18 protein-coding genes and 1 pseudogene are annotated in these 20,321 nt (G+C 60.3%); 6 read left to right on the top strand and 13 right to left on the bottom strand.

Annotation, left to right across the window (positions count from 1 at the left end):
• Window positions 1–9: 9 nt before the first annotated feature.
• From cysW to BLP23_RS29385, 13 genes and pseudogenes are all read right to left on the bottom strand, one after another.
• Window positions 10–882: a sulfate ABC transporter permease subunit CysW gene (gene cysW, locus BLP23_RS29440; protein WP_092588259.1), complete on the bottom strand. Its 873-nt coding sequence runs from the start codon at window positions 880–882 to the stop codon at window positions 10–12.
• Window positions 872–1,729: a sulfate ABC transporter permease subunit CysT gene (gene cysT / locus BLP23_RS29435; RefSeq protein WP_092588258.1), complete on the bottom strand. Its 858-nt coding sequence runs from the start codon at window positions 1,727–1,729 to the stop codon at window positions 872–874. Before cysT ends, cysW begins: the two co-directional genes overlap by 11 nt.
• A gap of 8 nt (window positions 1,730–1,737) precedes the next feature.
• Entirely contained in the window at window positions 1,738–2,763 is a 1,026-nt protein-coding gene (locus BLP23_RS29430; RefSeq protein WP_092588257.1) for a sulfate ABC transporter substrate-binding protein, read from the bottom strand.
• Window positions 2,764–3,026: 263 nt separating this feature from the next.
• On the bottom strand, window positions 3,027–3,482 hold the full coding sequence (locus BLP23_RS29425; RefSeq protein WP_092588256.1) for a PTS sugar transporter subunit IIA: 456 nt from the start codon (window positions 3,480–3,482) through the stop codon (window positions 3,027–3,029).
• 41 nt (window positions 3,483–3,523) lie between these two features.
• Window positions 3,524–4,216 (bottom strand): response regulator transcription factor, encoded by a 693-nt coding sequence (locus BLP23_RS29420; protein WP_092588255.1) that lies wholly within the window; start codon window positions 4,214–4,216, stop codon window positions 3,524–3,526.
• Window positions 4,213–6,921: a sensor histidine kinase gene (locus BLP23_RS29415; RefSeq protein WP_092588254.1), complete on the bottom strand. Its 2,709-nt coding sequence runs from the start codon at window positions 6,919–6,921 to the stop codon at window positions 4,213–4,215. Before BLP23_RS29415 ends, BLP23_RS29420 begins: the two co-directional genes overlap by 4 nt.
• A gap of 59 nt (window positions 6,922–6,980) precedes the next feature.
• Window positions 6,981–7,550, bottom strand: coding sequence for a potassium-transporting ATPase subunit KdpC (gene kdpC / locus BLP23_RS29410; RefSeq protein WP_092588253.1), 570 nt, complete (start codon window positions 7,548–7,550; stop codon window positions 6,981–6,983).
• Window positions 7,551–7,562: 12 nt separating this feature from the next.
• Complete coding sequence (gene kdpB / locus BLP23_RS29405) at window positions 7,563–9,650, bottom strand: potassium-transporting ATPase subunit KdpB (protein WP_092588252.1); 2,088 nt, start codon at window positions 9,648–9,650, stop codon at window positions 7,563–7,565.
• Window positions 9,651–9,859: 209 nt separating this feature from the next.
• Entirely contained in the window at window positions 9,860–11,563 is a 1,704-nt protein-coding gene (kdpA, locus tag BLP23_RS29400; RefSeq protein WP_092588251.1) for a potassium-transporting ATPase subunit KdpA, read from the bottom strand.
• Between the two features lie 33 nt (window positions 11,564–11,596).
• Window positions 11,597–11,686 carry a K(+)-transporting ATPase subunit F gene (locus BLP23_RS29395; RefSeq protein WP_022717970.1) on the bottom strand — a complete coding sequence of 30 codons (90 nt, stop codon included), beginning with the start codon at window positions 11,684–11,686 and terminating at the stop codon, window positions 11,597–11,599.
• Window positions 11,687–11,701: 15 nt separating this feature from the next.
• Window positions 11,702–11,824, bottom strand: coding sequence for a hypothetical protein (locus BLP23_RS35005; RefSeq protein ID WP_267890116.1), 123 nt, complete (start codon window positions 11,822–11,824; stop codon window positions 11,702–11,704).
• Between the two features lie 305 nt (window positions 11,825–12,129).
• Window positions 12,130–13,317 (bottom strand): galactarate dehydratase, encoded by a 1,188-nt coding sequence (locus BLP23_RS29390; RefSeq protein ID WP_092588250.1) that lies wholly within the window; start codon window positions 13,315–13,317, stop codon window positions 12,130–12,132.
• Window positions 13,318–13,371: 54 nt separating this feature from the next.
• Window positions 13,372–13,818: pseudogene (locus tag BLP23_RS29385) on the bottom strand (enolase C-terminal domain-like protein); the annotation flags it as partial.
• 334 nt (window positions 13,819–14,152) lie between these two features.
• Between BLP23_RS29385 and BLP23_RS29380 the strand changes: the two are divergent.
• The 6 genes from BLP23_RS29380 to BLP23_RS29355 all read left to right on the top strand — a co-directional run bounded on the left by BLP23_RS29380 (window position 14,153) and on the right by BLP23_RS29355 (window position 20,321).
• Window positions 14,153–14,866 (top strand): FadR/GntR family transcriptional regulator, encoded by a 714-nt coding sequence (locus BLP23_RS29380; protein ID WP_092588310.1) that lies wholly within the window; start codon window positions 14,153–14,155, stop codon window positions 14,864–14,866.
• A gap of 22 nt (window positions 14,867–14,888) precedes the next feature.
• Window positions 14,889–15,719 carry an NAD-dependent epimerase/dehydratase family protein gene (locus tag BLP23_RS29375; protein ID WP_092588249.1) on the top strand — a complete coding sequence of 277 codons (831 nt, stop codon included), beginning with the start codon at window positions 14,889–14,891 and terminating at the stop codon, window positions 15,717–15,719.
• Window positions 15,716–16,591 (top strand): SMP-30/gluconolactonase/LRE family protein, encoded by an 876-nt coding sequence (locus BLP23_RS29370; protein ID WP_092588248.1) that lies wholly within the window; start codon window positions 15,716–15,718, stop codon window positions 16,589–16,591. Before BLP23_RS29375 ends, BLP23_RS29370 begins: the two co-directional genes overlap by 4 nt.
• 16 nt (window positions 16,592–16,607) lie before the next feature.
• Window positions 16,608–17,549: a dihydrodipicolinate synthase family protein gene (locus BLP23_RS29365; RefSeq protein WP_092588247.1), complete on the top strand. Its 942-nt coding sequence runs from the start codon at window positions 16,608–16,610 to the stop codon at window positions 17,547–17,549.
• An 81-nt stretch (window positions 17,550–17,630) separates the two neighbouring features.
• Entirely contained in the window at window positions 17,631–19,217 is a 1,587-nt protein-coding gene (locus BLP23_RS29360) for an ABC transporter substrate-binding protein (RefSeq protein WP_092588246.1), read from the top strand.
• A gap of 6 nt (window positions 19,218–19,223) precedes the next feature.
• Window positions 19,224–20,321 carry an ABC transporter permease gene (locus tag BLP23_RS29355; RefSeq protein ID WP_092588245.1) on the top strand — a complete coding sequence of 366 codons (1,098 nt, stop codon included), beginning with the start codon at window positions 19,224–19,226 and terminating at the stop codon, window positions 20,319–20,321.

Raw genomic sequence — 20,321 nt, 5'->3', positions numbered from 1 at the left:
CTATTTCCTTCAGTGCCGCCGGCTGGCAGCGATTTCTTCGCTGTATCGCATTTCGAGCAGCGTCTTCAAAACAAGAGTCACAAGCGCAAGCAAGGCAAGCAATGTTGCAACGGCAAAAGCGCCGGTGAAATTATACTCGTTGTAGAGAATTTCCACCTGCAACGGCATGGTGTTCGTCTGGCCGCGGATGTGACCGGAGACGACTGAGACGGCGCCGAACTCGCCCATGGCGCGGGCGTTGCAAAGAAGCACGCCATAAAGCAGGCCCCATTTGATGTTGGGCAGCGTCACATGCCAGAAGGTCTGCCAGCCGCTGGCACCCAGTGAGAGGGCCGCTTCTTCATCCGCCGTTCCCTGTTCCTGCATCAATGGGATCAGTTCGCGCGCGACGAAGGGAAAGGTCACGAACATTGTGGCAAGGATCAGTCCGGGTGCTGCGAAGAGGATCTTGATGTCGTGCGCATCGAGCCATTTTCCAAGATAGGTATTGGCACCGAAAAGCAGCACGAAGACGAGGCCGGAAATAACCGGCGAAACCGAGAAAGGCAGGTCAATCAGGGTCGTCAGGATGGCCTTGCCCTTGAATTCGAACTTGGCGATCGCCCATGCGGCCGCGACGCCGAAAAATAGGTTCAACGGCACGCTGATACCGGCGACGATAAGCGTCAGACTTATCGCCGAGAAGGTCTCGGCGTCCTGCAGCGCCTCGAAGAAAGCACTCCCGCCCTTGCGGAAGGCCTCGACGAAGACAGCCGCAAGCGGCAGCAGCAGAATAAGGAGGAGGAAGACCAGCGACAGGACGATGAGTGTCCAGCGGGCGAACTTCGTTTCGGTGACGACCGAGCGGACCTTGGTTGAGCGAGGGATCGTGTCAGATGCCATTCCCGTACCTCCGCCTGCTCCAGCTCTGGATAAGATTGATCACGAGCAGCATGATGAACGAGATGATCAGCATGACTGCCGCAATGCCTGTCGCGGCCGCGTAGTTGTATTCTTCCAGCTTGATGACGATCAAAAGCGGCGCAATCTCTGACTTGAACGGCAAGTTGCCGGCGATGAAGATGACCGAACCGTATTCGCCGACCCCGCGCGCAAAGGCCAATGCAAAGCCTGTCAACACGGCAGGCGCGAGGGCTGGAAGAAGGACGCGGAAGATCGTCTGGAAGCGATTGGCACCAAGCGTTGCGGCAGCTTCTTCCACCTCCTTGTCGATCTCTTCCATCACCGGCTGCACGGTACGCACGACGAAAGGCAGGCCGACAAAGACGAGGGCAACGACGATGCCGAGCGGTGTGAAGGCGATCTTGATGCCAAGCGGCGTCAGGAACTGGCCGATCCAGCCGTTCGGCGCATAGAGCGTCGTCAGGGCTATGCCGGCAACCGCGGTCGGCAGTGCAAAAGGCAGATCAACCATAGCATCGATCACCCGCTTGCCGGGAAAACGGTACCGCACCAACACCCAGGCAAGGACGACGCCGAAAACGGCGTTGACACAGGCGGCGGCAAAAGCCGCGCCGAAGCTGATGCGAAGCGCGCTCAGCGTGCGCGGATCGAATGCAATTGACGAAAACTTGTCCCAGCCAAGCTCGCTCGAACGCCAGGCGAGGCCCGAGAGGGGGATGAGGATTAAAAGGGTGAGCCAGGTCAAGGTAAGGCCGAGCGCCATTCCAAAGCCTGGAATGACGCTCGGCCGTTTGAACCGCCACCGCGTGGGGCTATGTGCTTTCATGCGAGGTATTATTGGGCCGGCTTGTAGATTTGGTCAAATACGCCGCCATCACCGAAGAATTTCGGCTGTGCTTCCTTCCAGCCGCCGAAGTCGTCAATGGTTGCGAGCTTCAGGTTCTGGAAGCGGTCAATGTCCGCCTTGTCGGCGACCTCCGGCTTGCTCGGGCGGTAGAAGTGCTTTGCAGCGATCTTCTGGCCTTCGTCGGAGTAGAGATAGTTGAGATAGGCTTCGGCAACCTTGCGCGTGCCCTTCTTATCGACATTGCCGTCGACGACCGCAATCGGCGGATCGGCGCGGATGGACAGGGTCGGCGTGACGATCTCGAACTGGTCCGGCCCGAGCTCCTCCAAGGAGAGATAGGCTTCGTTTTCCCAGGCAAGCAGAACATCGCCCAGGCCGCGCTGGACGAAGGTCGTCGTTGCGCCGCGAGCCCCGGTATCGAGAACTGGAACGTGCTGCAGCAGCTTCGTTACGAAATCCTGCGCTTTGGTGTCGTCACCGCCGTTTGCCTGCTTGGCCCATGCCCAGGCGGCGAGGAAATTCCAGCGCGCGCCGCCCGAAGTCTTCGGGTTCGGCGTGATAACCTGAACGTCATCCTTGATCAGGTCGCCCCAGTCCTTGATACCCTTCGGATTGCCGTTGCGAACCAGGAAAACGATGGTGGAGGTATAGGGCGCCGAATTATTCGGGAATCTGGATTTCCAATCTGCCGGGATCTTGCCGGTCTTGCTGGCGATCGCATCGATGTCGCCTTCGAGTGCGAGGGTCACGACGTCGGCCTCAAGACCATCGATGACGGAACGCGCCTGGGCGCCCGAACCGCCGTGCGAGGTCTGGATCGTGACCGTCTCGCCGGTGTCCTTCTCCCACTTTGCGGCAAAGGCCGCGTTGAAATCCTTATACAATTCACGCGTTGGATCGTAAGACACGTTGAGAAGCGTCTGATCGGCGAAAACCGGGGCAGTGGCGCCGATTGCGATGCTGCCTGCAAAGACAGCGGCCGCGAGGAATCGGGTGATCCGTATTGACGGCATGGGGAACCTCCTTCGTTCTACGTAAACTCTATCAACTTGGTCGTATAACGGAACGAAAGTTCTTCCGGTTCCTGATGTGCTTTTAGAAACCCATCCCATTCCGCGGGCAAAATCGAAACGGACGTCCCGACCGTCACCGATCGTGTGCCGTTACAGGAAAAGCACCATTTCGGCCCGCTCGCCATGACGCACCCCGCACCGCGGGCAACACGCTTTCAGCTCGGATCAACAGACGCAAAGCGCGGCACTCAAGCCGCGTTCGCTCATGGCCGTGAATCTCCAATGAAACTCGAATAGAACTCATCGACGTTTCTCGCCTTATGCATCGACTGAAGGACGCCTTCCGATTGCAGGCGTCGCGCGATGGCGGCAAGCACGTTGAGATATTCGCCACGGTTGCTTTCTCCGAAAAGCAGCAAGAAGGCGATATCCGTCGGCAGATCGTCGATCGCCTCGAAGTCCAGCGGCTGGGCGAAGCGCACCACAAGGCCGCGCGGGCTCGTCATGCCGGCGATCACCGCATGTGGTACGGCAATGCCATTGCCGATGCCAGTCGAGCCGAGGTTTTCACGGGTTTCCAGCGCCTGGAGGATCGTCTTTTCCTCAATGTTAAACGCATTGCCGGCCTTTTCGGCGAGATTTTGCAGCGCGCGCCACTTCGTCGACACGGAAACGCCGATGAAGGTATGCTCCGGCCGGATGATGTCTGCGAGCTTCATGTCTCTCCCGTTGTCGTATTGGCAGGATAAGATGCCGGAACTCAATCCGGCTCTCTGAGCCGATAACCGACGCCGGTCTCGGTCGTGATATATTGCGGCTGGTCCGGGAGCTGCTCCACCTTTTGCCGCAGCTGGCGGACGTAGACGCGCAGATACTGAACGTCGGCAGCCGGCCCCCAGACCTGTTTCAGGAGGAACTGATGCGTCAGCACCTTGCCAGCATGTTGGGCAAGGACGCGCAGGATATCGTATTCCTTCGGAGACAGCTTGATCTCCTTGTCGTTGAGCTTGACGATCCGCTTGACGAGATCGATGGAAAGACCGCCCGTCTGGAAGATTGCCTTTTCTCCCTGCTGCTGCAGCCGGTGGCGGAGCGCCACGCGAATGCGGGCCCCGAGCTCGTTGATGCCGAAGGGTTTCGTCACGTAGTCGTCGGCGCCGGTTTCAAGCGCCTTGACGATGCCCGCTTCGTCGGTGCGGCTGGAAAGAATGACGACGGGCATCGAAAGACCGTCCTCGCGCCATTCGCGCAGCAGATCATGGCCAGGCTTGTCGGGAAGTCCGAGGTCCAGAACGATGAGATCCGGCGCACTATCCTTTACCGCCTGGTGGGCGCTGGCGGCATTCGGCGCCTCTTGAACCGCGTAGCCCTGTGCGCTGAGCCCGACACGAAGCAGTTTACGGATCGGCGGCTCGTCGTCGACGACGAGAATTTTCACGGCTGAACCGGTCATTTGAGTTCGTCCAATTTGGGAATGTCATTGGGTTTTGGCATACGGATCGTAAAGACGGCACCGGAGCGGTCCTTGCGGTTTCCGGCGAAGATCGTGCCGCCCATCGCTTCTATGAAGCCGCGGCAGATGGAAAGGCCAAGGCCCGTTCCGGCGCGCACCTGATCGCCCTTGCGGACGCGGTAGAAGGTGTCGAAGATGCGCGTCAGGTCAGCCGGTGGAATGCCTGGGCCTTCATCGGCGACCTGAATGACGACCTCTGCGGCGTCGGCCCATCCCTCGATACGGATTGCCGAACCTTCAGGCGCATATTTCGCGGCATTGTCGAGCAGGTTGAAGAGCGCCTGTTCGAAGAGCACCGGATCGACGCGCACCATCGGCAGGTCAGCCGGCATGATCATCTCAGGCTTGTGACGGTCAAGGATCTTGGCGGCCCTTCTGAGCGCGCTACCCGCGATGTCGCCGGGATAGTGCAGACCATAGTTCGGCTCCATGGCTCCGGATTCGATCTTCGTCATGTCGAGCAGGTTGGCGATGAACCGGTTCAGGCGTTCGGATTCATCGATGACCGTCGCCAGAAGGTCGTTTCGGTCTTCCACCGGCATAAAACTGAAATAGTCGCGCAGCGTGCCGGCGGCGCCGAGAATTGCTGCGAGCGGGGTCTTCAGATCATGCGAGATCGATGTCAGCAGGGCGGAGCGCAAGCGATCGGCTTCGGCGGCAAGCTTGGCGCGATCGACATCGGCGACAAGCTGTATGCGCTCGATGGCAAGTGCTGCCTGATCGGCAAGCGCATCCAGGAGCCGCTGCTGTTCGGGTGTAAAGAGCGGGCCGTCGCGGCGATCGCTGTCGAGACCGATGACGCCGACGGCGGTGCGCCCGGTTCTAAGCGGCACGTAAAGGCGCCTTGCGCCGGGAAGCGTATCGGCGCCGCGCCCGGCGGCGTGATTGTGTTCCCAAGCCCAGCCTGCTGCGGCGATGTCGGCATCGTCCAGCGTATCGTCGGGCGGATATCCAGCCTTGACTGCGATCGTATCCCCTTCGGGCAGGAGCAGGACGACCCGCACCTTGAGCATCGAGGCGATCTGAAAGGCCGTCGCCCACAGTACATCGTCGAGCGTGCCGGTGCTCGCAAGCTTGCGGGAAAAAAGATAAAGGTCCTCGGTGGTGCGCGCACGCTGGCGAGCGGCCGCTGCCTGGCGCTGAACGGTCGCCGTGAGATTGCTCGCAATCACGGCAACGCCGATGAAGAAGAAGAAGGCGACCACGCTTTCGGGGTCCCTGATCGTCAGGGTGAAACGCGGCGGCAGGAAGAAGAAGTTGAAGGCAAGTGCGCCCAGAATGCAGCTGTAGAGTGCCGGCCGCAAGCCGTGGAGTACGGCGGAGGTGAGGACGGCCATCAGGAAGACGAGAGCAAGGTTGCGTACGTCCAGAACCTGATCGAGCACCGTGCTGAAGGCGAGTGCTGCCGCAACATAGATCGTTGCAAGCAGATAGGCCTTGATGTTGAAGGCCGGCAATGCGGGTGCCGGCTTGATACCGCGGCCTGCATTGCCGTCGTTCTCGTTGCCGGAGATGACGTGAACGCTGATGCCACCGGCGCCCCGGATCAGCTCGTCGACCGGCGAGTGCTGAAACCATTGGCGCCATGTCGCCTTCTGTGGCGATCCAACCACAATATGTGTTACGTTGTTGGCGCCTGCGTGGCGAAGCAATTCCTCGGCGACCCCGCTGCCGGGAAGGGTAAGAGCCTCGCCGCCTAACCGCTCGGCGAGCCGCAGCGTGGCAGCGATCGTATCTCGCTGTTCTTCTGTCAGGCTGATCGATTGATTGGTTTCGATATAGACCGCTGACCACGGCGCGCGCAGCCGCGAAGCCATGCGCGTCGCATAACGCACCAGCGAGGCTGATCGCCGATGGTGATCGATCGAAACAAGCACACGCTCGCCGGCAGCCCAGGGACCGGAGATGGCATGCGCCTGCATATGGCTGACGAGCTGGTCGTCGACGCGCTGTGCGGTCTTGCGCAATGCGAGTTCACGAAGCGCTGTCAGATTTCCGGGCGTAAAATAGTTGCTCAGCGCGCGTTCGGCCGTTTTCGGCACATAGACCTTGCCGTCGTGCAGGCGTTTGATCAGGTCGTCGGGCGTCAAATCGATGATCTCGATATCGTCAGCCAAGTCGATCACCGAGTCCGGTACGGTCTCGCGAACGCGGATACGGGTGATCTGCGAAACGACGTCGTTTAAGCTCTCGACATGCTGGATATTCAACGTCGTATAGACATCGATGCCGCGGTCCAGCAGCTCCTTGACATCGAGATAACGTTTCGGGTGGCGGCTGCCTTCTGCGTTCGTATGGGCGAGCTCATCGACGAGGACGAGATCGGGCTTGCGGGCGAGGATGGCATCGAGATCCATCTCCTCCAGGGTGTGGCCCTTATACTGGACCTTCGCCCGCGGAATGATACGGAAGCCGTCGAGCAGCGCCTGCGTTTCCTTGCGGCCGTGGGTCTCGACGACCCCAACAACGACGTCGATGCCGTCGGCAAGCTTTGCCCGTCCCGAAACCAGCATCTCATAAGTCTTGCCGACGCCAGGTGCGGCGCCGAGAAATATCTTCAGCCGGCCGCGCGTTTCCGCCCGCGCTTTCTCGAGAAGCGCGTCCGGCGAGGGCCTTGCGGCCTGATCGCTTTTGTCGTCCGGCATGCGTGTCGTCTTTCTTGCAAGCAGGGCCTGGCGCGCTCAAGTGCCGGAGCCCTCAGCCTTTACTCAGTCATAGAAGCATCAAGGGACTGGTTCAATGCCAGCACATTGACCGTGGGTTCGCCAAGGATGCCGAGTTCAGGGCGCTGAATGACGCTGTCCACCAGGGTTTTCACCGCCGCCTCGTCCATGTTGCGGGCCTTGGCGACGCGCGGCACCTGGAAATAGGCCGCTTCCGGCGAGATATCCGGGTCAAGGCCGCTTCCGGAGGCGGTCACGAGATCGATCGGGACCTCTGCACCAGGGTTGATGGCCTTGGCCGCTTCGTAGTCGGCCTTCACGCGGTCGATCAGCTTCTGGCTGGTCGGGGCAAGGTTCGAACCGCTGGAGCTTGCGGCATTGTAGCCGTCGCCTGCCGCCGAAGGACGACCGTGGAAATATTTGTCTGCGGTAAAAGCCTGGCCGATCAGCGCCGAGCCGATCACCTGGCCGTCCTTCTCGATCAGGCTGCCGTTTGCCTGAACTGGGAAGAGTGCTTGGGCTGCGCCGGTCATGGCGAGCGGGTAAAGCAGGCCGGTGATGGCCGTGGTGGCAACGATCATGACGATTGCCGGACGAAGTTGTTTCAACATTGCTCGAACTCCTTATGCGAGGCGGGCAGCGGTGATCAGCATGTCGATCGCCTTGATGCCGACGAAGGGGACGACGATACCGCCAAGACCGTAGATCAAAAGGTTGCGGGAAAGCAGCGCGCCGGCACCAATCGGACGGTAGCGCACGCCTTTGAGCGACAAGGGGATCAACGCGATGATGATTAGCGCATTGAAGATGATTGCCGACAAGATAGCGCTTTGCGGCGACGACAGACCCATGACGTTCAACGCGGAAAGCTGCGGATAGAAGGTCAGGAACATCGCCGGGATGATGGCGAAGTACTTGGCGATATCATTGGCGATCGAAAAGGTCGTCAGCGCGCCGCGGGTCATCAACAGCTGCTTGCCGATTTCGACGATCTCGATGAGCTTCGTCGGATCGCTGTCGAGGTCGACCATGTTGCCGGCCTCACGGGCGGCGACCGTGCCGGTATTCATCGCGACACCGACATCGGCCTGGGCAAGGGCTGGTGCGTCGTTGGTGCCATCGCCGCACATGGCGACGAGCTTGCCTTTCGCCTGTTCCTGGCGGATCAGTGTCAGCTTGTTTTCCGGCGTTGCCTGCGCCAGGAAATCATCGACGCCGGCTTCTGCGGCGATCGCAGCAGCGGTCATCGGATTGTCACCGGTGATCATCACGGTGCGGATACCCATGCGACGCAATTCGGCGAAGCGTTCGCGGATGCCGCCCTTGACGATATCCTTGAGTTGGATGACGCCAAGAAGATGGCCGTTGCGGGCAACGGCAAGCGGCGTGCCGCCGGCCTTGGCAATCTGGTCGGCAATTGCCTGCAGCTCCTTCACCACGTCGCTTTTGGTTCGAATGGCGACCGCAGCGTTGCCCGAGATGGAAGCAGAGCCCGAGCCGACATAGGAAAGCACTGCGTCGACTGCGCCCTTGCGTATTGACGAGCCCTCGAGGTCGACGCCGCTCATCCGGGTCTGGGCAGTGAAGGGCACGAAATGTGCCTTCAGGTTCGCCATCTCCCGGCCGCGGATTGCGTATTTTTCCTTGGCGAGCACGACGATCGAGCGGCCTTCTGGCGTTTCGTCGGCAAGCGAAGCGAGCTGGGCTGCGTCGGCAAGCTCCTCTTCGGAAACGCCGCCGACCGGATGGAAGGCAGTTGCCTGACGGTTGCCGAGCGTGATCGTGCCGGTCTTGTCGAGCAGCAGCGTATCCACGTCGCCGGCGGCTTCGACGGCGCGACCGGACATGGCCAGCACGTTGAAGCGGACGAGGCGGTCCATGCCGGCAATTCCGATCGCCGAGAGCAGGGCGCCGATCGTCGTCGGGATCAATGTCACGAAGAGTGCAACGAGGATGATGATCGGGATCGAGCCGCCGGCATAGATCGCAAAGCTCGGGATCGTTGCGGTCGCCAGAACGAAGATCAGCGTCATGCCTGCGAGCAGGATATTGAGCGCGATCTCGTTCGGTGTCTTCTGGCGTTCCGCACCTTCGACGAGCGAGATCATGCGATCAAGGAAGGTCGATCCCGCAGCCGCCGTGATGCGAACACGGATCCAGTCGGAAAGCACCTGCGTGCCACCGGTAACAGCCGAGCGGTCGCCGCCGGATTCGCGGATGACCGGGGCAGATTCACCCGTGATGGCCGCTTCGTTGACCGAGGCCACACCTTCGACGACTTCGCCGTCGGACGGGATGATGTCACCGGCCTCGACGAGGACGAGATCGCCGATCTTGAGGCTCGTGCCGGGCACCAGGCGATAGCCGCTGCCGTTGTTGGCGGTAAGCAGCTTGGCCTGCGTCTCCGTGCGGGCCTTGCGGAGCGAATCGGCCTGCGCCTTGCCGCGGCCCTCGGCGACAGCCTCCGCGAAGTTCGCAAAGAGCACCGTGAACCAGAGCCAGAGATTGATCTGGAATGAGAAGCCCAGGTCTGCGCTGCTGCCGACAAGGTCGCGGATAAAAAGGATGGTCGTGAGGGCGGAAACCGTGGCCACGACGAACATGACGGGGTTCTTGGCAAGCGTGCGCGGGTTAAGCTTCTTGAAAGCGGCGCCCACGGCCGGAATGAGGATGCGAGAATCCATGATGCTCGCGGATTTTGCCTGGCTCATAAGAGACTCCAGCTTGAAACGAGGTGGGGCGACCGGGTTTCCGGTCAGCCATGAAAAATTCTAAGAGCGGCGAGGAGGACGAGGAGGCTGGCCATCATGACGAGGATGATGTTGGAAGCGCGCGTCATCCGCTCGCTTTCACGTCCCGGCAAACCGGGACGTGAACTGAAAGTCTTTCGGAGCCTGTGACCAAGGATCATGACATCACCTCAGAAGGTTTGGCCGGTGATCGTCATCAGGTGCTCGACGACCGGGCCAAGCGCCAGCGCCGGAAAGAAGGTGAGGCCGCCGACGATCAGGATCGTGCCCGTCAGAAGCCCGACGAAGAGCAAGCCATCGGTCGGGAAGGTGCCTGCGGAGGCCGGAACCGTCTTCTTGGTGACCAGCGAACCTGCGATCGCCAGTGCCGGAATGATGACCAGGAAGCGGCCCATCAGCATGCCGATACCGAGCGTGATGTTGTACCAGGGCGTGTTGCCGGTCAGGCCACCGAAAGCCGAACCGTTGTTTGCCGCAGCCGACGTATAGGCATAGAGGATTTCCGAGAAGCCGTGCGGACCCGTCGTGCCGACTGAGGCAACGGCCAATGGTAGCACCGTGGCAATCGCGGTGAAGACGAGCATGGCCAAAGGCAGGCAGAGAATGGCAAGGACAGCCATCTTCATTTCCTTGGCTTCGATCTTCTTGCCGAGATATTCCGGTGTGCGGCCGACCATCAGGCCTGCCACGAAAACGGCAACGATGATGAAGAGCAGGATGCCGTAGAAGCCAGCGCCGACACCGCCTATGATGATTTCGCCGAGCTGCATGTTGACGAGAGGGACCAGCCCGCCGAGTGCCGTAAAGCTGCCATGCATGGCATTGACCGCGCCGCAGGAAGCGGCGGTCGTGATGACCGCAAAGAGCGAGGAGAGCGCAATACCGAAGCGGACTTCCTTGCCTTCCATATTGCCGCCATTGAGACCGAAGGCGTGCATCAGCGGGTTACCGGCGGCTTCTGCCCAGTAGGTGATGCCAACGCCGACGACGAACAGGACACCCATGGTGGCAAGGATCGCCCAGCCCTGACGCTGGTTGCCGACCATGCGGCCGAAGACGTTGGTCAGGGCTGCGCCAATCGCAAAGATCGACAGCATCTGGACGAGGTTTGAGATGGCATCGGGATTTTCAAAGGGATGCGCGGAATTGGCATTGAAAAAACCGCCGCCATTGGTACCGAGCATCTTGATTGCGAGCTGCGAGGCGACGGGGCCAACAGCGATCGTTTGTTTGGCGCCCTCAAGCGTCGTCGCTTCGACGTAAGAGCCGAGTGTCTGCGGCACGCCGAGGTAAACATAGACCAGCGTCAGTACGATGCAGAGCGGCAGGAGCACATAGAGTGTGCTGCGGATCATATCGACCCAGAAATTGCCGATCGCCTTGCCGGAGGCGCGCGCAAAGGCGCGGATCAAACCGATAGCGATGGCGATGCCGGTTGACGCCGACACGAAGTTCTGAACAGTCAACCCTGCCATCTGCGTAAGGTAGGACATTGTGCCTTCGCCGCTGTAATTCTGCCAGTTCGTGTTGGTGACGAAGCTGACGGCGGTGTTGAACGACAGTTCCGGCGGCACGGAGGTCATGCCGGCGGGGTTATAGGGCAGACCGGCCTGCAAGCGCATCAACGCATAAAGCACGAGTACGCCCAGGAAATTGAAAAGCAGCATTGAAAAAGCATAGGAGGTCCAATGCTGTTCCTCGCGCGCGCTGGTGCCGGCAATGGCATAAAGCCCCCGTTCGATCGGAACGAGGACCGGCGAGAGGAACGTGCGCTCGCCGTTGAAGACACGCGTCATGTAGCCGCCGAGCGGTTTGACGAGCACGAGGACGATCCCGCAGTAAAGCAGGATCTGAAGCCATCCGTTGAGGGTCATGAGAGGTAACTTTCAGTACCCGGTGCTTCCTAGTCAGAAGCGCTCGGGGCGAATGAGGGCATAGGTGAGGTAAACGGTCAGAAACACCGTCACCGCGCCGCCTAGGATATAATCGAGCGTCATGATGTCGTTCTCCGTTCAGAGCCGGTCGCAGGCGCTGGTATAGGCAAAGCACAGTGCGAAGAATGCCACCGCGATGCCGAGCAGGATGATGTCCATCATCGATCTTGGCTCCTGTTGTTGTTCTTTGGCGTCAGACAAGACGAGAGGCGCCGTTTTGAAAAACGGACACCTTTCATGCTTTCTGGCGTGGAGATGATCTGGTCGACCTCTCGAGCATCAATATGCGGCCGAACCGCATAAAGGTTCGAGACGGGGCGAAGAGCGCCAATATAAAAATCTTATAAATGCCCTGGGCTGGGTTTTGCCCTCGACGGTATCGCTGATGAAGGGTTCAGCGCGAGTGGAACCAGCATTTTACTGTGACTGGGATGAAAACGATGTTGCAACCCGTTGACCGCCGGATGGCGCCGGTCAGCGGGCTGCTCTTGGAGCGTGTCTCGCTTTCAAGCAAAGGCATAGGAGCCGTCTGGCCGTTTCGGGACGCGCCGTTGCCAATGAACGTAACCTTCCTCAGTCATTGCCTCTTCGTCCATCTCCACGCCCCAGCCGGGCCGATCGGGCCGCAGTTCTAGATAGCCGTCCTTCGGCAGATATGGATCGACGACATATCGCGTCTCGCCCTGCCGCTTCTCTATGTCGTTGCCGCCATAGACGTAGGCCTGGCCCTTCGGCAATCGGTATTCGAGAATGCGGAAGTTCTGGGCGGCAGCCGAAAAGTGAACGTTGACCGCGGTCGCCAGCGGGCCCATGGGGTTGTGGGGTGCCACGCCGACGAAGAAAGCCTCGGCGAGAAACGCAATCCGCCGCATTTCGCTGATGCCGCCAACCACGCAGATATCGGGTTGTATCAGATCGGCGCCCTTCACCTGCAGCAGACGCAGGAACTCATTTCGATTGTAAAGCGATTCCCCGGTCGCGAGCACACAGTTGAGCCCCTGCTTGAGGTCGCCCCAGGCTTCGATGTTTTCCGGACGAAGCGGTTCCTCGTAAAACAGCGGATCATAAGGTGCGAGCGCATTGCCGAGCTGGCGGGCTGCAATCGGCTCGAAGATCTTGGCGTGCGCATCAAACGCGATTTCATAGTCGTCGCGCACGGTTTCCCGCAATGTGCGAAAATAATCCGCCGAGGCTTTGACGACGTTGCCCCAGCGATGGGCGTGCATGTCGATGCGCCACGGGCTGAGCTTGAAAGCGGTAAAACCCCAATCAGCATTCAAACGGTCGAACTCGTCGCGGGCCGCAGGCGCATCCGGTGCCGTATAGACGCCCGCATAGACCTTGATGCGATCGCGCACTTCGCCGCCCAGAAGCTTGTAGACGGGGACGTTTGCGGCTTTGGCGGCTAGGTCCCACAGGCAGTGATCGAGGGCGGAGATTGCAGCCAGCCCCAATGCGCCTGGCGGAAATCTGCTTTGCTGGATGAGCAGATTAACGAGATAGTCGACACGTGTCGGATCCTGGCCGGACAGGAAGGCGTAGAGATAATCCAAGAGCGGCGGAAGCGCCTTGTCCGGACCATGGTTATAGCATTCGCCCCATCCTGTCAGGCCGTCATCCGTGTCGAGTGCCACGATCACGCGGGGACGGTCCTTGTCGCGGGTCATGAAAACCCGCATGCGGTCGATCTTCATCTTGTTGTCCTGCTATCGATTGAAAAAGGCGCGGCGCGACAGACGCGTCTGCACTTAGAGATGCTCGTTGTAGGTTCCGGGATTGTAGGAGCCGCCATCCTCCGGCACGGGTACCGAGACGTTACCGCCACTTGGGAAGCGAGCCACGAAAGTCTCATCGATGTCGCAGCCAAGCGCCGGCGCGTCAGGAACTGCAATCAATCCGTCGACCTGCTCGGGATGAGGCACGATCGTATGCCGGCGGCCGTCCCAGTCGTCATCGATGCGCTCGAGGATGAGGGCATTGGGGATCGCAGCAAGCACGTGCAGGGCCGCATATTCGGCGTCCGGGCCAAGCGAGCCGGAATGCGGTGCCACCTGGATATGATGCGCCTCGGCCATCGCCGCAATCTTCTTCATCTGGGTAATGCCGCCAGCCCGGCCGGTATCCGGCTGGATCACGTCCACCAGCTCTTCTTCGATAAGTTCCCGTTCGCCGAAGATGGTCGCCGAACGCTCGCCGAGCACGGCGCGCCTCGTCACGTCGCGAGACAATATTTCGTCACGCATCGAAGTTCCTCCCCTTTTGTGCCGGAACGACCTGGTGTGAACCGGCGCGACGAGCTCCCAACCCGGCGCAAGACGCCCTTCTCAGCGCCATGAGCCGACCATAGACATCTTCTCAAATAATTACAAGAGTTGACAGATAATGACAGATTTAGTAGCTCTTGAACATGGAAAGTGGTTGGAGTCGCCGCAAAAGATGGTCGCGCCAGAGCATACTCGGCCCTAACGGTCCCGGTGATGGGGGCTCTGCGAAATTTGCTGCCTGGCGGCAGAAGGAAGAAGGACGATGATGAAACTGTCGGCCGTTGCCGACCCCAGCAGGGGCGCGACACGTTTCAGCGACATCATCTACGAGAAGATCGTGGGGATGATCGCGGACGGAAACTTTCCGGTGAATGAACGGCTGCCGCCGGAATCGAAGCTTGCCGTCATGTTTGGCGCATCGAGGCCGGTCGTGCGTGAAGCGCTCGAGCGTTTAAGGGTCGACGGACTGGTCGTCTCGCGCAAGGGGTCGGGCTCCTATGTACGCCAGCGGCCGGATTCCTCCATGCTGAAAATGGTCCCGGTCGGCTCGCTTGCCGACGTGCAGCGCTTCTTCGAGTTCCGCGCCGGCCTGGAGGCCGAGGCTGCCGAACTTGCTGCACGCAACTGGCAACCAGCCGACAAGGAGCGGATAATGGCTGCCCTTTCTGCGATTGAACAATGTCTGAGGGACGGCAAGCTTGGCGCCGAGGAGGATCAGGCGCTTCACGATGCGATTGCCATGGCGACTGGGAACCAGTTCCACATCACGGTACGCGAATGGTTCAGGCCGCATTTCGCAATCGGACATTCCGTGACGCGAAGCTTGAGCCTCAAACGGACGCCCGAACAGATACGAAGCGTCCAGGATGAACACGCGGTCATCGTGGCGGCGATCTTTGCGCGAAACGAAGCCGAGGCCCACGACGCCATGAAGAGACACATATTGAATGCGCGCGCCCGCATGTTCCAGGGCGTTTGAGCGATAATGGGAGGAAGGAACGATGAAACGGCTGGCCCTCACAGGCGCTGCCGGGCGCGTAGGCACATTGCTGAGGCCGCTTCTTCGGCCGCATGCCGAGCAACTGCGTCTGATCGACATCGACGAGCCTGCAGCGCTGGGCAAGAACGAAAGCTTCGTGAGAGCCGATCTTGCAGGGCGCGATGAGGCAAATGCTGCCCTGCAAGAGGTTGACGGCGTAGTTCATCTGGCCGGGATAGCAAGCGGCCTCGACATGCGCGCTATTTTGGATGCGAATGTCCTCGGCACTTACAATCTCTATGAAGCGGCGCGGATCAACAAGGTTGAACGGGTGGTTTACGCCTCAAGCAACCATGTGACCGGTTTTTATCCGCGCGGCCAGCTCGTCTCGCCGCTGGATCCGATGCGTCCGGACAGCCCCTACGGGCTTTCCAAGTGCTGGGGCGAACTCGTGGCAGGGTTATATTACGACACCTGCGGCATTCGCACTCTTTCCATCCGCATCGGCAACGCGGGCACCTATCCGGACAGCGAGCGGTCCGTGGCAATCTGGATCAGTGCACGTGACCTGGCGCAACTGGTCGGAATCGGCCTTACCCACCCCCTCATCGCCGCAACCGTCGTCTATGGCGTTTCCGACGCCGAGGAGCGTTGGTGGAACAACGGGTTGGCAAGCAGACTTGGCTACCAGCCCCAAGACCGGCCTCGTGATCATGCTCGCATCGAGGAGCCGTCCGAAGGGCCGGTCGCCCTTGCCTTCCAGGGCGGAGCGTTCTGCGAGACCAATCACGACGGCAACATCCGCTTGCGGGATGCCGAGGGTTTGGCCAAGAACCCGGAGACGGTTCCATGACGGCGCCGCGGATCGTCCGTCCGCAAGTCCGTCCGGTGCTGCAGCAGCCGCTGGGAGTGGGTGAATCGCCGGTATGGGACGAAAAGAGCGGCACGCTCTGGCTTGTCGACATACAAGCGCCAGCCGTCATCCGGATCTCACCGCAAGGAAAGGTCGATCGCTTTGACATGCCCTCCGCAACCGGCAGCCTTGGGCTTTGCCGCGACCGGCGTGTAGTGGTCGCACTTCGAACGGGCCTGCATCTCTTCGATCCCGTTTCCGGAGACTTCGAGCTTTTGTGCGATCCGGTGGCGCGCGCCAACTGTCGTCTCAACGATGGGAAGGTCGGCCCCGACGGCCATTTCTGGGTCGGGTCCATGAGCGAGGCCAAGCCGCAGACCAGTGACGCTGCGCTCTACCGCCTGGGGCCGGACGGCAGCGCACGGACCGTCGCAACAGGGCTGACCAGCTCCAACGGGCTTGCTTGGTCACCAGAGGGCCGGCGCATGTATCACTCCGACAGCCGCCAATGTTTCCTGCAGGCTTTTGATTTCGATCCGGAAAAGGGCGAGCTCGCGAACGCCAGGCGGCTTCGCGTCTTTTCGGAGGAGGAGGGCCGGCCCGATGGCGGCGCAACCGACCGGGACGGCTACTATTGGAGTGCGGGTGTTTCCGCCGGCCGGCTTAACCGGATTTCTCCCGCCGGTGAGATCCTTGAAATCTACATTCTGCCGGTCGCCGCGCCGACGATGCCGTGTTTTGGCGGTCCTGACATGCGGACGCTCTTCGTCACGAGCCTGTCGACCAACCGCAGCGGACATTTCGAAGCGGGCACGGTCGTTGCTTTCGACGTGGACGCCGAGGGCTTGCCGCCCTTCCGCTTCGGCAATTGATGGAAAGGGAAAAAAGATGGGCATTGCAATCATGCGTCAGGCGCTGATGGGCGTGTCGGGTGTGCCGGTCACGGCCTATGACAAAAATGGCGAAGTCGAACCGCAAATCACGGCAATGGTCTACCGGAGGGTGGCAGCCGCTGGCATCCACAATATTGTTGCTGCGGGAAACACCGGCGAATTCTATGCTCTGACGCCGCAAGAGATCCGCCGCGTCCATGAAGCGGCGGTTTCCGGCGTTGACAACAAGGCGCCGGTGACTGCGGCGATCGGCAGGTCGCTGCGCGAAGCAATCGGGATGGCGAAGGATGCCGCCAGCATCGGCGCAGCTGCGGTGATGTCGCACCAGCCCGTCGATCCCTTTGCTGCACCGTCGGCTCAGATCGACTATTTCTGCAATCTTGCGGATGCTTCGCCTTTGCCGTTGGTCGCCTACGTGCGGGCGGATGGCTTTGGTGTCGATGAAATGGTCCGTCTTGCCGGTCACGGCAACATTGCCGGCATTAAGTTCGCGACGCCGGATCTGATGCTGCTTTCGAGGGCCATTGCGGCGTCGGATCCGGCGGGGGCGCTGTTCGTCTGCGGTCTTGCGGAGAGCTGGGCGCTGTCGTTCACTGCCGCTGGTGCACGTGGCTTCACATCCGGCCTTGTCAATGTTGCCCCGCAATTGTCGCTCGCCGTCCACGATGCGCTCTCCAAGGGCGATTTTGCTGCCGCACGCGCCATCATCAACCGCCTCGAACCGTTCGAACGCATGCGCACGAACTTCCGCAATGGCGCGAATGTGACGGTCGTGAAGGAGGCTGTGACGCATTCCGGCCTCGACGTCGGACCCGTGCGCGTGCCGGGGCTGCCACTACTCGATCAAACGGATCGCGAAGAATTGTTCCGCTTGCTCCAAGGTTGGGAGGCCGCAGGCGACATCCATGTGCGTGAAGATCTGCGGCCTTCCCGCTAAGGGCTGGCTGAGTTCGACACCATAATTTCAGGCAGGCAAGAGGCGCTCGTCCACTGCGCCACGAGATTGGGAGGTCTTGAGATGCTGAAGAACTTACTGACGACGATCGCACTGGCCGGTGCTTTGGTCACGGCACAGCCGTCTTTTGCGGCGTCACCGCCGAACATGCTGGTGATCGGTACCAATCTCACCGGCATTCGAACGCTCGATCCGGCGCAGAACAATGCCCGCACGGTCTCCGAGTTGATCTCCAACCTTTATGACAACCTCGTCCAGTTGTCGCCGGATGATCTTAAGACGCTGAAGCCGATGCTTGCCACAAAATGGACTGTCTCTAAAGACGGCAGGCTCATTACGCTAACCTTGCGTGACGACGCGGTCTTCCAAAGCGGCAATGCTGTCACGGCCGAAGATGCCGCATGGTCCATCCAGCGCGTCATCAAGATGGGGCAAGTCGGCTCCACCGATGTCGCCCTTTGGGGTTTCACGCCCGAAAACGTGGACAAGCTCGTCCGGGCCAAAGATGGGCAAACGCTGGAGATCGAACTGCCGCACGCCGTCAATACCGATCTTGTGCTTTATTCTCTCGCTGGCTCTTCGATCGGCATCATCGACAAGAAGACGGCATTGTCGCATGAGGCGAACGGCGATCTCGCCGGCGGGTGGCTGTCGGCCAACTCGGCAGGAAGTGGACCCTTCACGCTTGCGCAATGGCGGCCAAACGACGTTGCGATCTTCAACGCGCAGAAGAATTATTGGGCTGGCCCGCCGGCCATGGCACGGGTTGTCGCCCGCCACATTCCCGAATCCGGCAATCTCCGCCTCCAGCTCGAAGCCGGCGACGTCGATGTCGGGCAATATCTCGCAAGCGGCGACCTTGATGCCTTGGCCAATAGCGAAGAGATAGTGATCGATAGCGTTCCGGGCCTCGGTTTCTACTATATCGCTCTCAATCAAAAGGATCCGGACCTGCAGAAGCCCAAGGTCCGCGAAGCGTTTCAGCATGCTTTCGACTGGAAGGCGATCTCCGGCAATATTATGCGCTATACCGGCTTTCCGTGGCAGTCGATGATCCCTCGCGGCATGATTGGAGCACCAGAGGACGCGACGTCCCGCCACGATTATGATCCCGCCAGGGCCAAGCAATTGCTGGCCGAGGCCGGATACCCGAATGGCTTGAAGAAAGTGCTCAATCCGTCGGGAGCGGCGACCTTGCCCTTCGCCGAAGCGCTGCAGGCGAGCGCCCGTGCCGCCGGTCTTGATCTTAATCTCGTGCCCGGCGAATTCACGCCCGCATTTCGCGAACGCAAATATGAAATCCTGCTCGGCAATTCGGGTGCCCGGCTGCCGGATCCTTTCGCGGTTGCCACGCAGTACGCCTATAATCCCGACAACAGCGACGAGGCGCGTCTCGGCAGCTATTATCTCTGGCGAGCCGGGATGAAGGTGGACGAACTCAATACTCTCGTCGATCAGTCCATGAAGGAACCTGATACGGGCAAGCGCACGGAAATCTTCCAGAAGATGGACGGCATCTACAGCGGCATGGACGCCCCGCTCGTCATTTTCTTCCAGCGCACCGACCCCTATGTCATGCGCGCCAATGTCAAAGGTTATCATGGGCATACGACCTGGTCGACGCGCTGGCATGGCGTGACTAAGGAGTAAGGGGCCGTGGCGAGCGCAGATCTGACATTGAAACGGGATGCGGACCGCAATCTGGATGAGGACGGCTTGGCACATACGCCGTCCCATCCGCTTGTCATGCTCCTGCGACGGTTGGCAGGGCGCGTCGTGGCGGTGGTGACCACACTCCTTGGCCTGCTCTTCCTCACCTTTTCGATGGGACGTCTGCTTCCTGCCGACCCGGTGCTTGCCATCACCGGAGCCGAGGTCAGCAAGGAGGTCTATGATCGCGTCTACAACGAGCTGGGCCTGGGACGCCCGATCTGGGTGCAATTCCTAAACTATGTGCAGAAGGTCGCAACGGGCGACCTCGGCACATCGGCAACGACCGGTCAGCCGATCCTCACCGATCTGCTGACCATCTTCCCCGCAACCATTGAGCTTGCCGTCATCGCCATGATTGTCGGCGCCCTTGTCGGCGTTCCGCTCGGTATCACCGCTGCTGTCAGGCGCGGCACGATCATTGATCACATCGCACGCATCATCGCGCTTGCCGGCCACTCCATTCCGATCTTCTGGACCGGGTTGATGGCGCTTTTCGTCTTCTATGCGAAGTTGAAGCTCGTCGGCGCATCTGGCCGGGTTGACGTATTTTACGAGGGGCTCGTCACGCCGGTGACCGGCTTTCTCCTGATCGATTCGGCAATCGAGAGACAGTGGGACGTATTTCGAAGCGCGCTCGGACACATCATCCTGCCGGGCACGATCCTTGGCTACTATTCGGTGGCCTATATCAGCCGCATGTCTCGCAGCTTCATGCTGGAGCAGCTCGGGCAGGAATACATTACAACGGCGAGAGCAAAGGGGCTTGGACTGCGCAAGGTCGTCTGGCGTCATGCCTTCAGAAATATTCGCGTGCAACTTCTGACCATCATGGCGCTCACCTTCGGGGGCCTCCTTGAAGGGGCAGTGCTCATCGAGACCGTTTTCGGCTGGCCGGGACTCGGCCAGTATCTCACCCGCGGACTTCAGATGAACGACATGAACGTCGTGATGGGCGCTGTGCTGACGATCGGCGCCGTCTTCCTGACCATCAACATCCTTTCGGATGTCCTTTATCGCATTCTTGATCCGAGAACACGGTGA

The sequence above is a fragment of the Rhizobium mongolense subsp. loessense genome, assembly GCF_900099775.1.
In the GTDB taxonomy this organism is placed as follows: Bacteria; Pseudomonadota; Alphaproteobacteria; order Rhizobiales; family Rhizobiaceae; genus Rhizobium; species Rhizobium loessense.
The sequence above is the reverse complement of the archived record's forward strand: the minus strand, read 5'-3'. Positions and strand labels throughout refer to the sequence as shown.

Bases quoted from the DNA above. Each gene is read 5' to 3' on its own strand.
- BLP23_RS29420 (WP_092588255.1), bottom strand. From the start codon at position 4,216: ATGACCGGTTCAGCCGTGAAAATTCTCGTCGTCGACGACGAGCCGCCG.
- kdpA (WP_092588251.1), bottom strand. From the start codon at position 11,563: ATGACCCTCAACGGATGGCTTCAGATCCTGCTTTACTGCGGGATCGTC.
- BLP23_RS29430 (WP_092588257.1), bottom strand. From the start codon at position 2,763: ATGCCGTCAATACGGATCACCCGATTCCTCGCGGCCGCTGTCTTTGCA.
- kdpB (WP_092588252.1), bottom strand. From the start codon at position 9,650: ATGAGCCAGGCAAAATCCGCGAGCATCATGGATTCTCGCATCCTCATT.
- BLP23_RS29415 (WP_092588254.1), bottom strand. From the start codon at position 6,921: ATGCCGGACGACAAAAGCGATCAGGCCGCAAGGCCCTCGCCGGACGCG.
- BLP23_RS29375 (WP_092588249.1), top strand. From the start codon at position 14,889: ATGAAACGGCTGGCCCTCACAGGCGCTGCCGGGCGCGTAGGCACATTG.
- cysW (WP_092588259.1), bottom strand. From the start codon at position 882: ATGGCATCTGACACGATCCCTCGCTCAACCAAGGTCCGCTCGGTCGTC.
- BLP23_RS29380 (WP_092588310.1), top strand. From the start codon at position 14,153: ATGAAACTGTCGGCCGTTGCCGACCCCAGCAGGGGCGCGACACGTTTC.
- cysT (WP_092588258.1), bottom strand. From the start codon at position 1,729: ATGAAAGCACATAGCCCCACGCGGTGGCGGTTCAAACGGCCGAGCGTC.
- BLP23_RS29395 (WP_022717970.1), bottom strand. From the start codon at position 11,686: ATGACGCTCGATTATATCCTAGGCGGCGCGGTGACGGTGTTTCTGACC.
- BLP23_RS29360 (WP_092588246.1), top strand. From the start codon at position 17,631: ATGCTGAAGAACTTACTGACGACGATCGCACTGGCCGGTGCTTTGGTC.
- kdpC (WP_092588253.1), bottom strand. From the start codon at position 7,550: ATGTTGAAACAACTTCGTCCGGCAATCGTCATGATCGTTGCCACCACG.
- BLP23_RS29425 (WP_092588256.1), bottom strand. From the start codon at position 3,482: ATGAAGCTCGCAGACATCATCCGGCCGGAGCATACCTTCATCGGCGTT.
- BLP23_RS29370 (WP_092588248.1), top strand. From the start codon at position 15,716: ATGACGGCGCCGCGGATCGTCCGTCCGCAAGTCCGTCCGGTGCTGCAG.
- BLP23_RS29365 (WP_092588247.1), top strand. From the start codon at position 16,608: ATGGGCATTGCAATCATGCGTCAGGCGCTGATGGGCGTGTCGGGTGTG.
- BLP23_RS29390 (WP_092588250.1), bottom strand. From the start codon at position 13,317: ATGAAGATCGACCGCATGCGGGTTTTCATGACCCGCGACAAGGACCGT.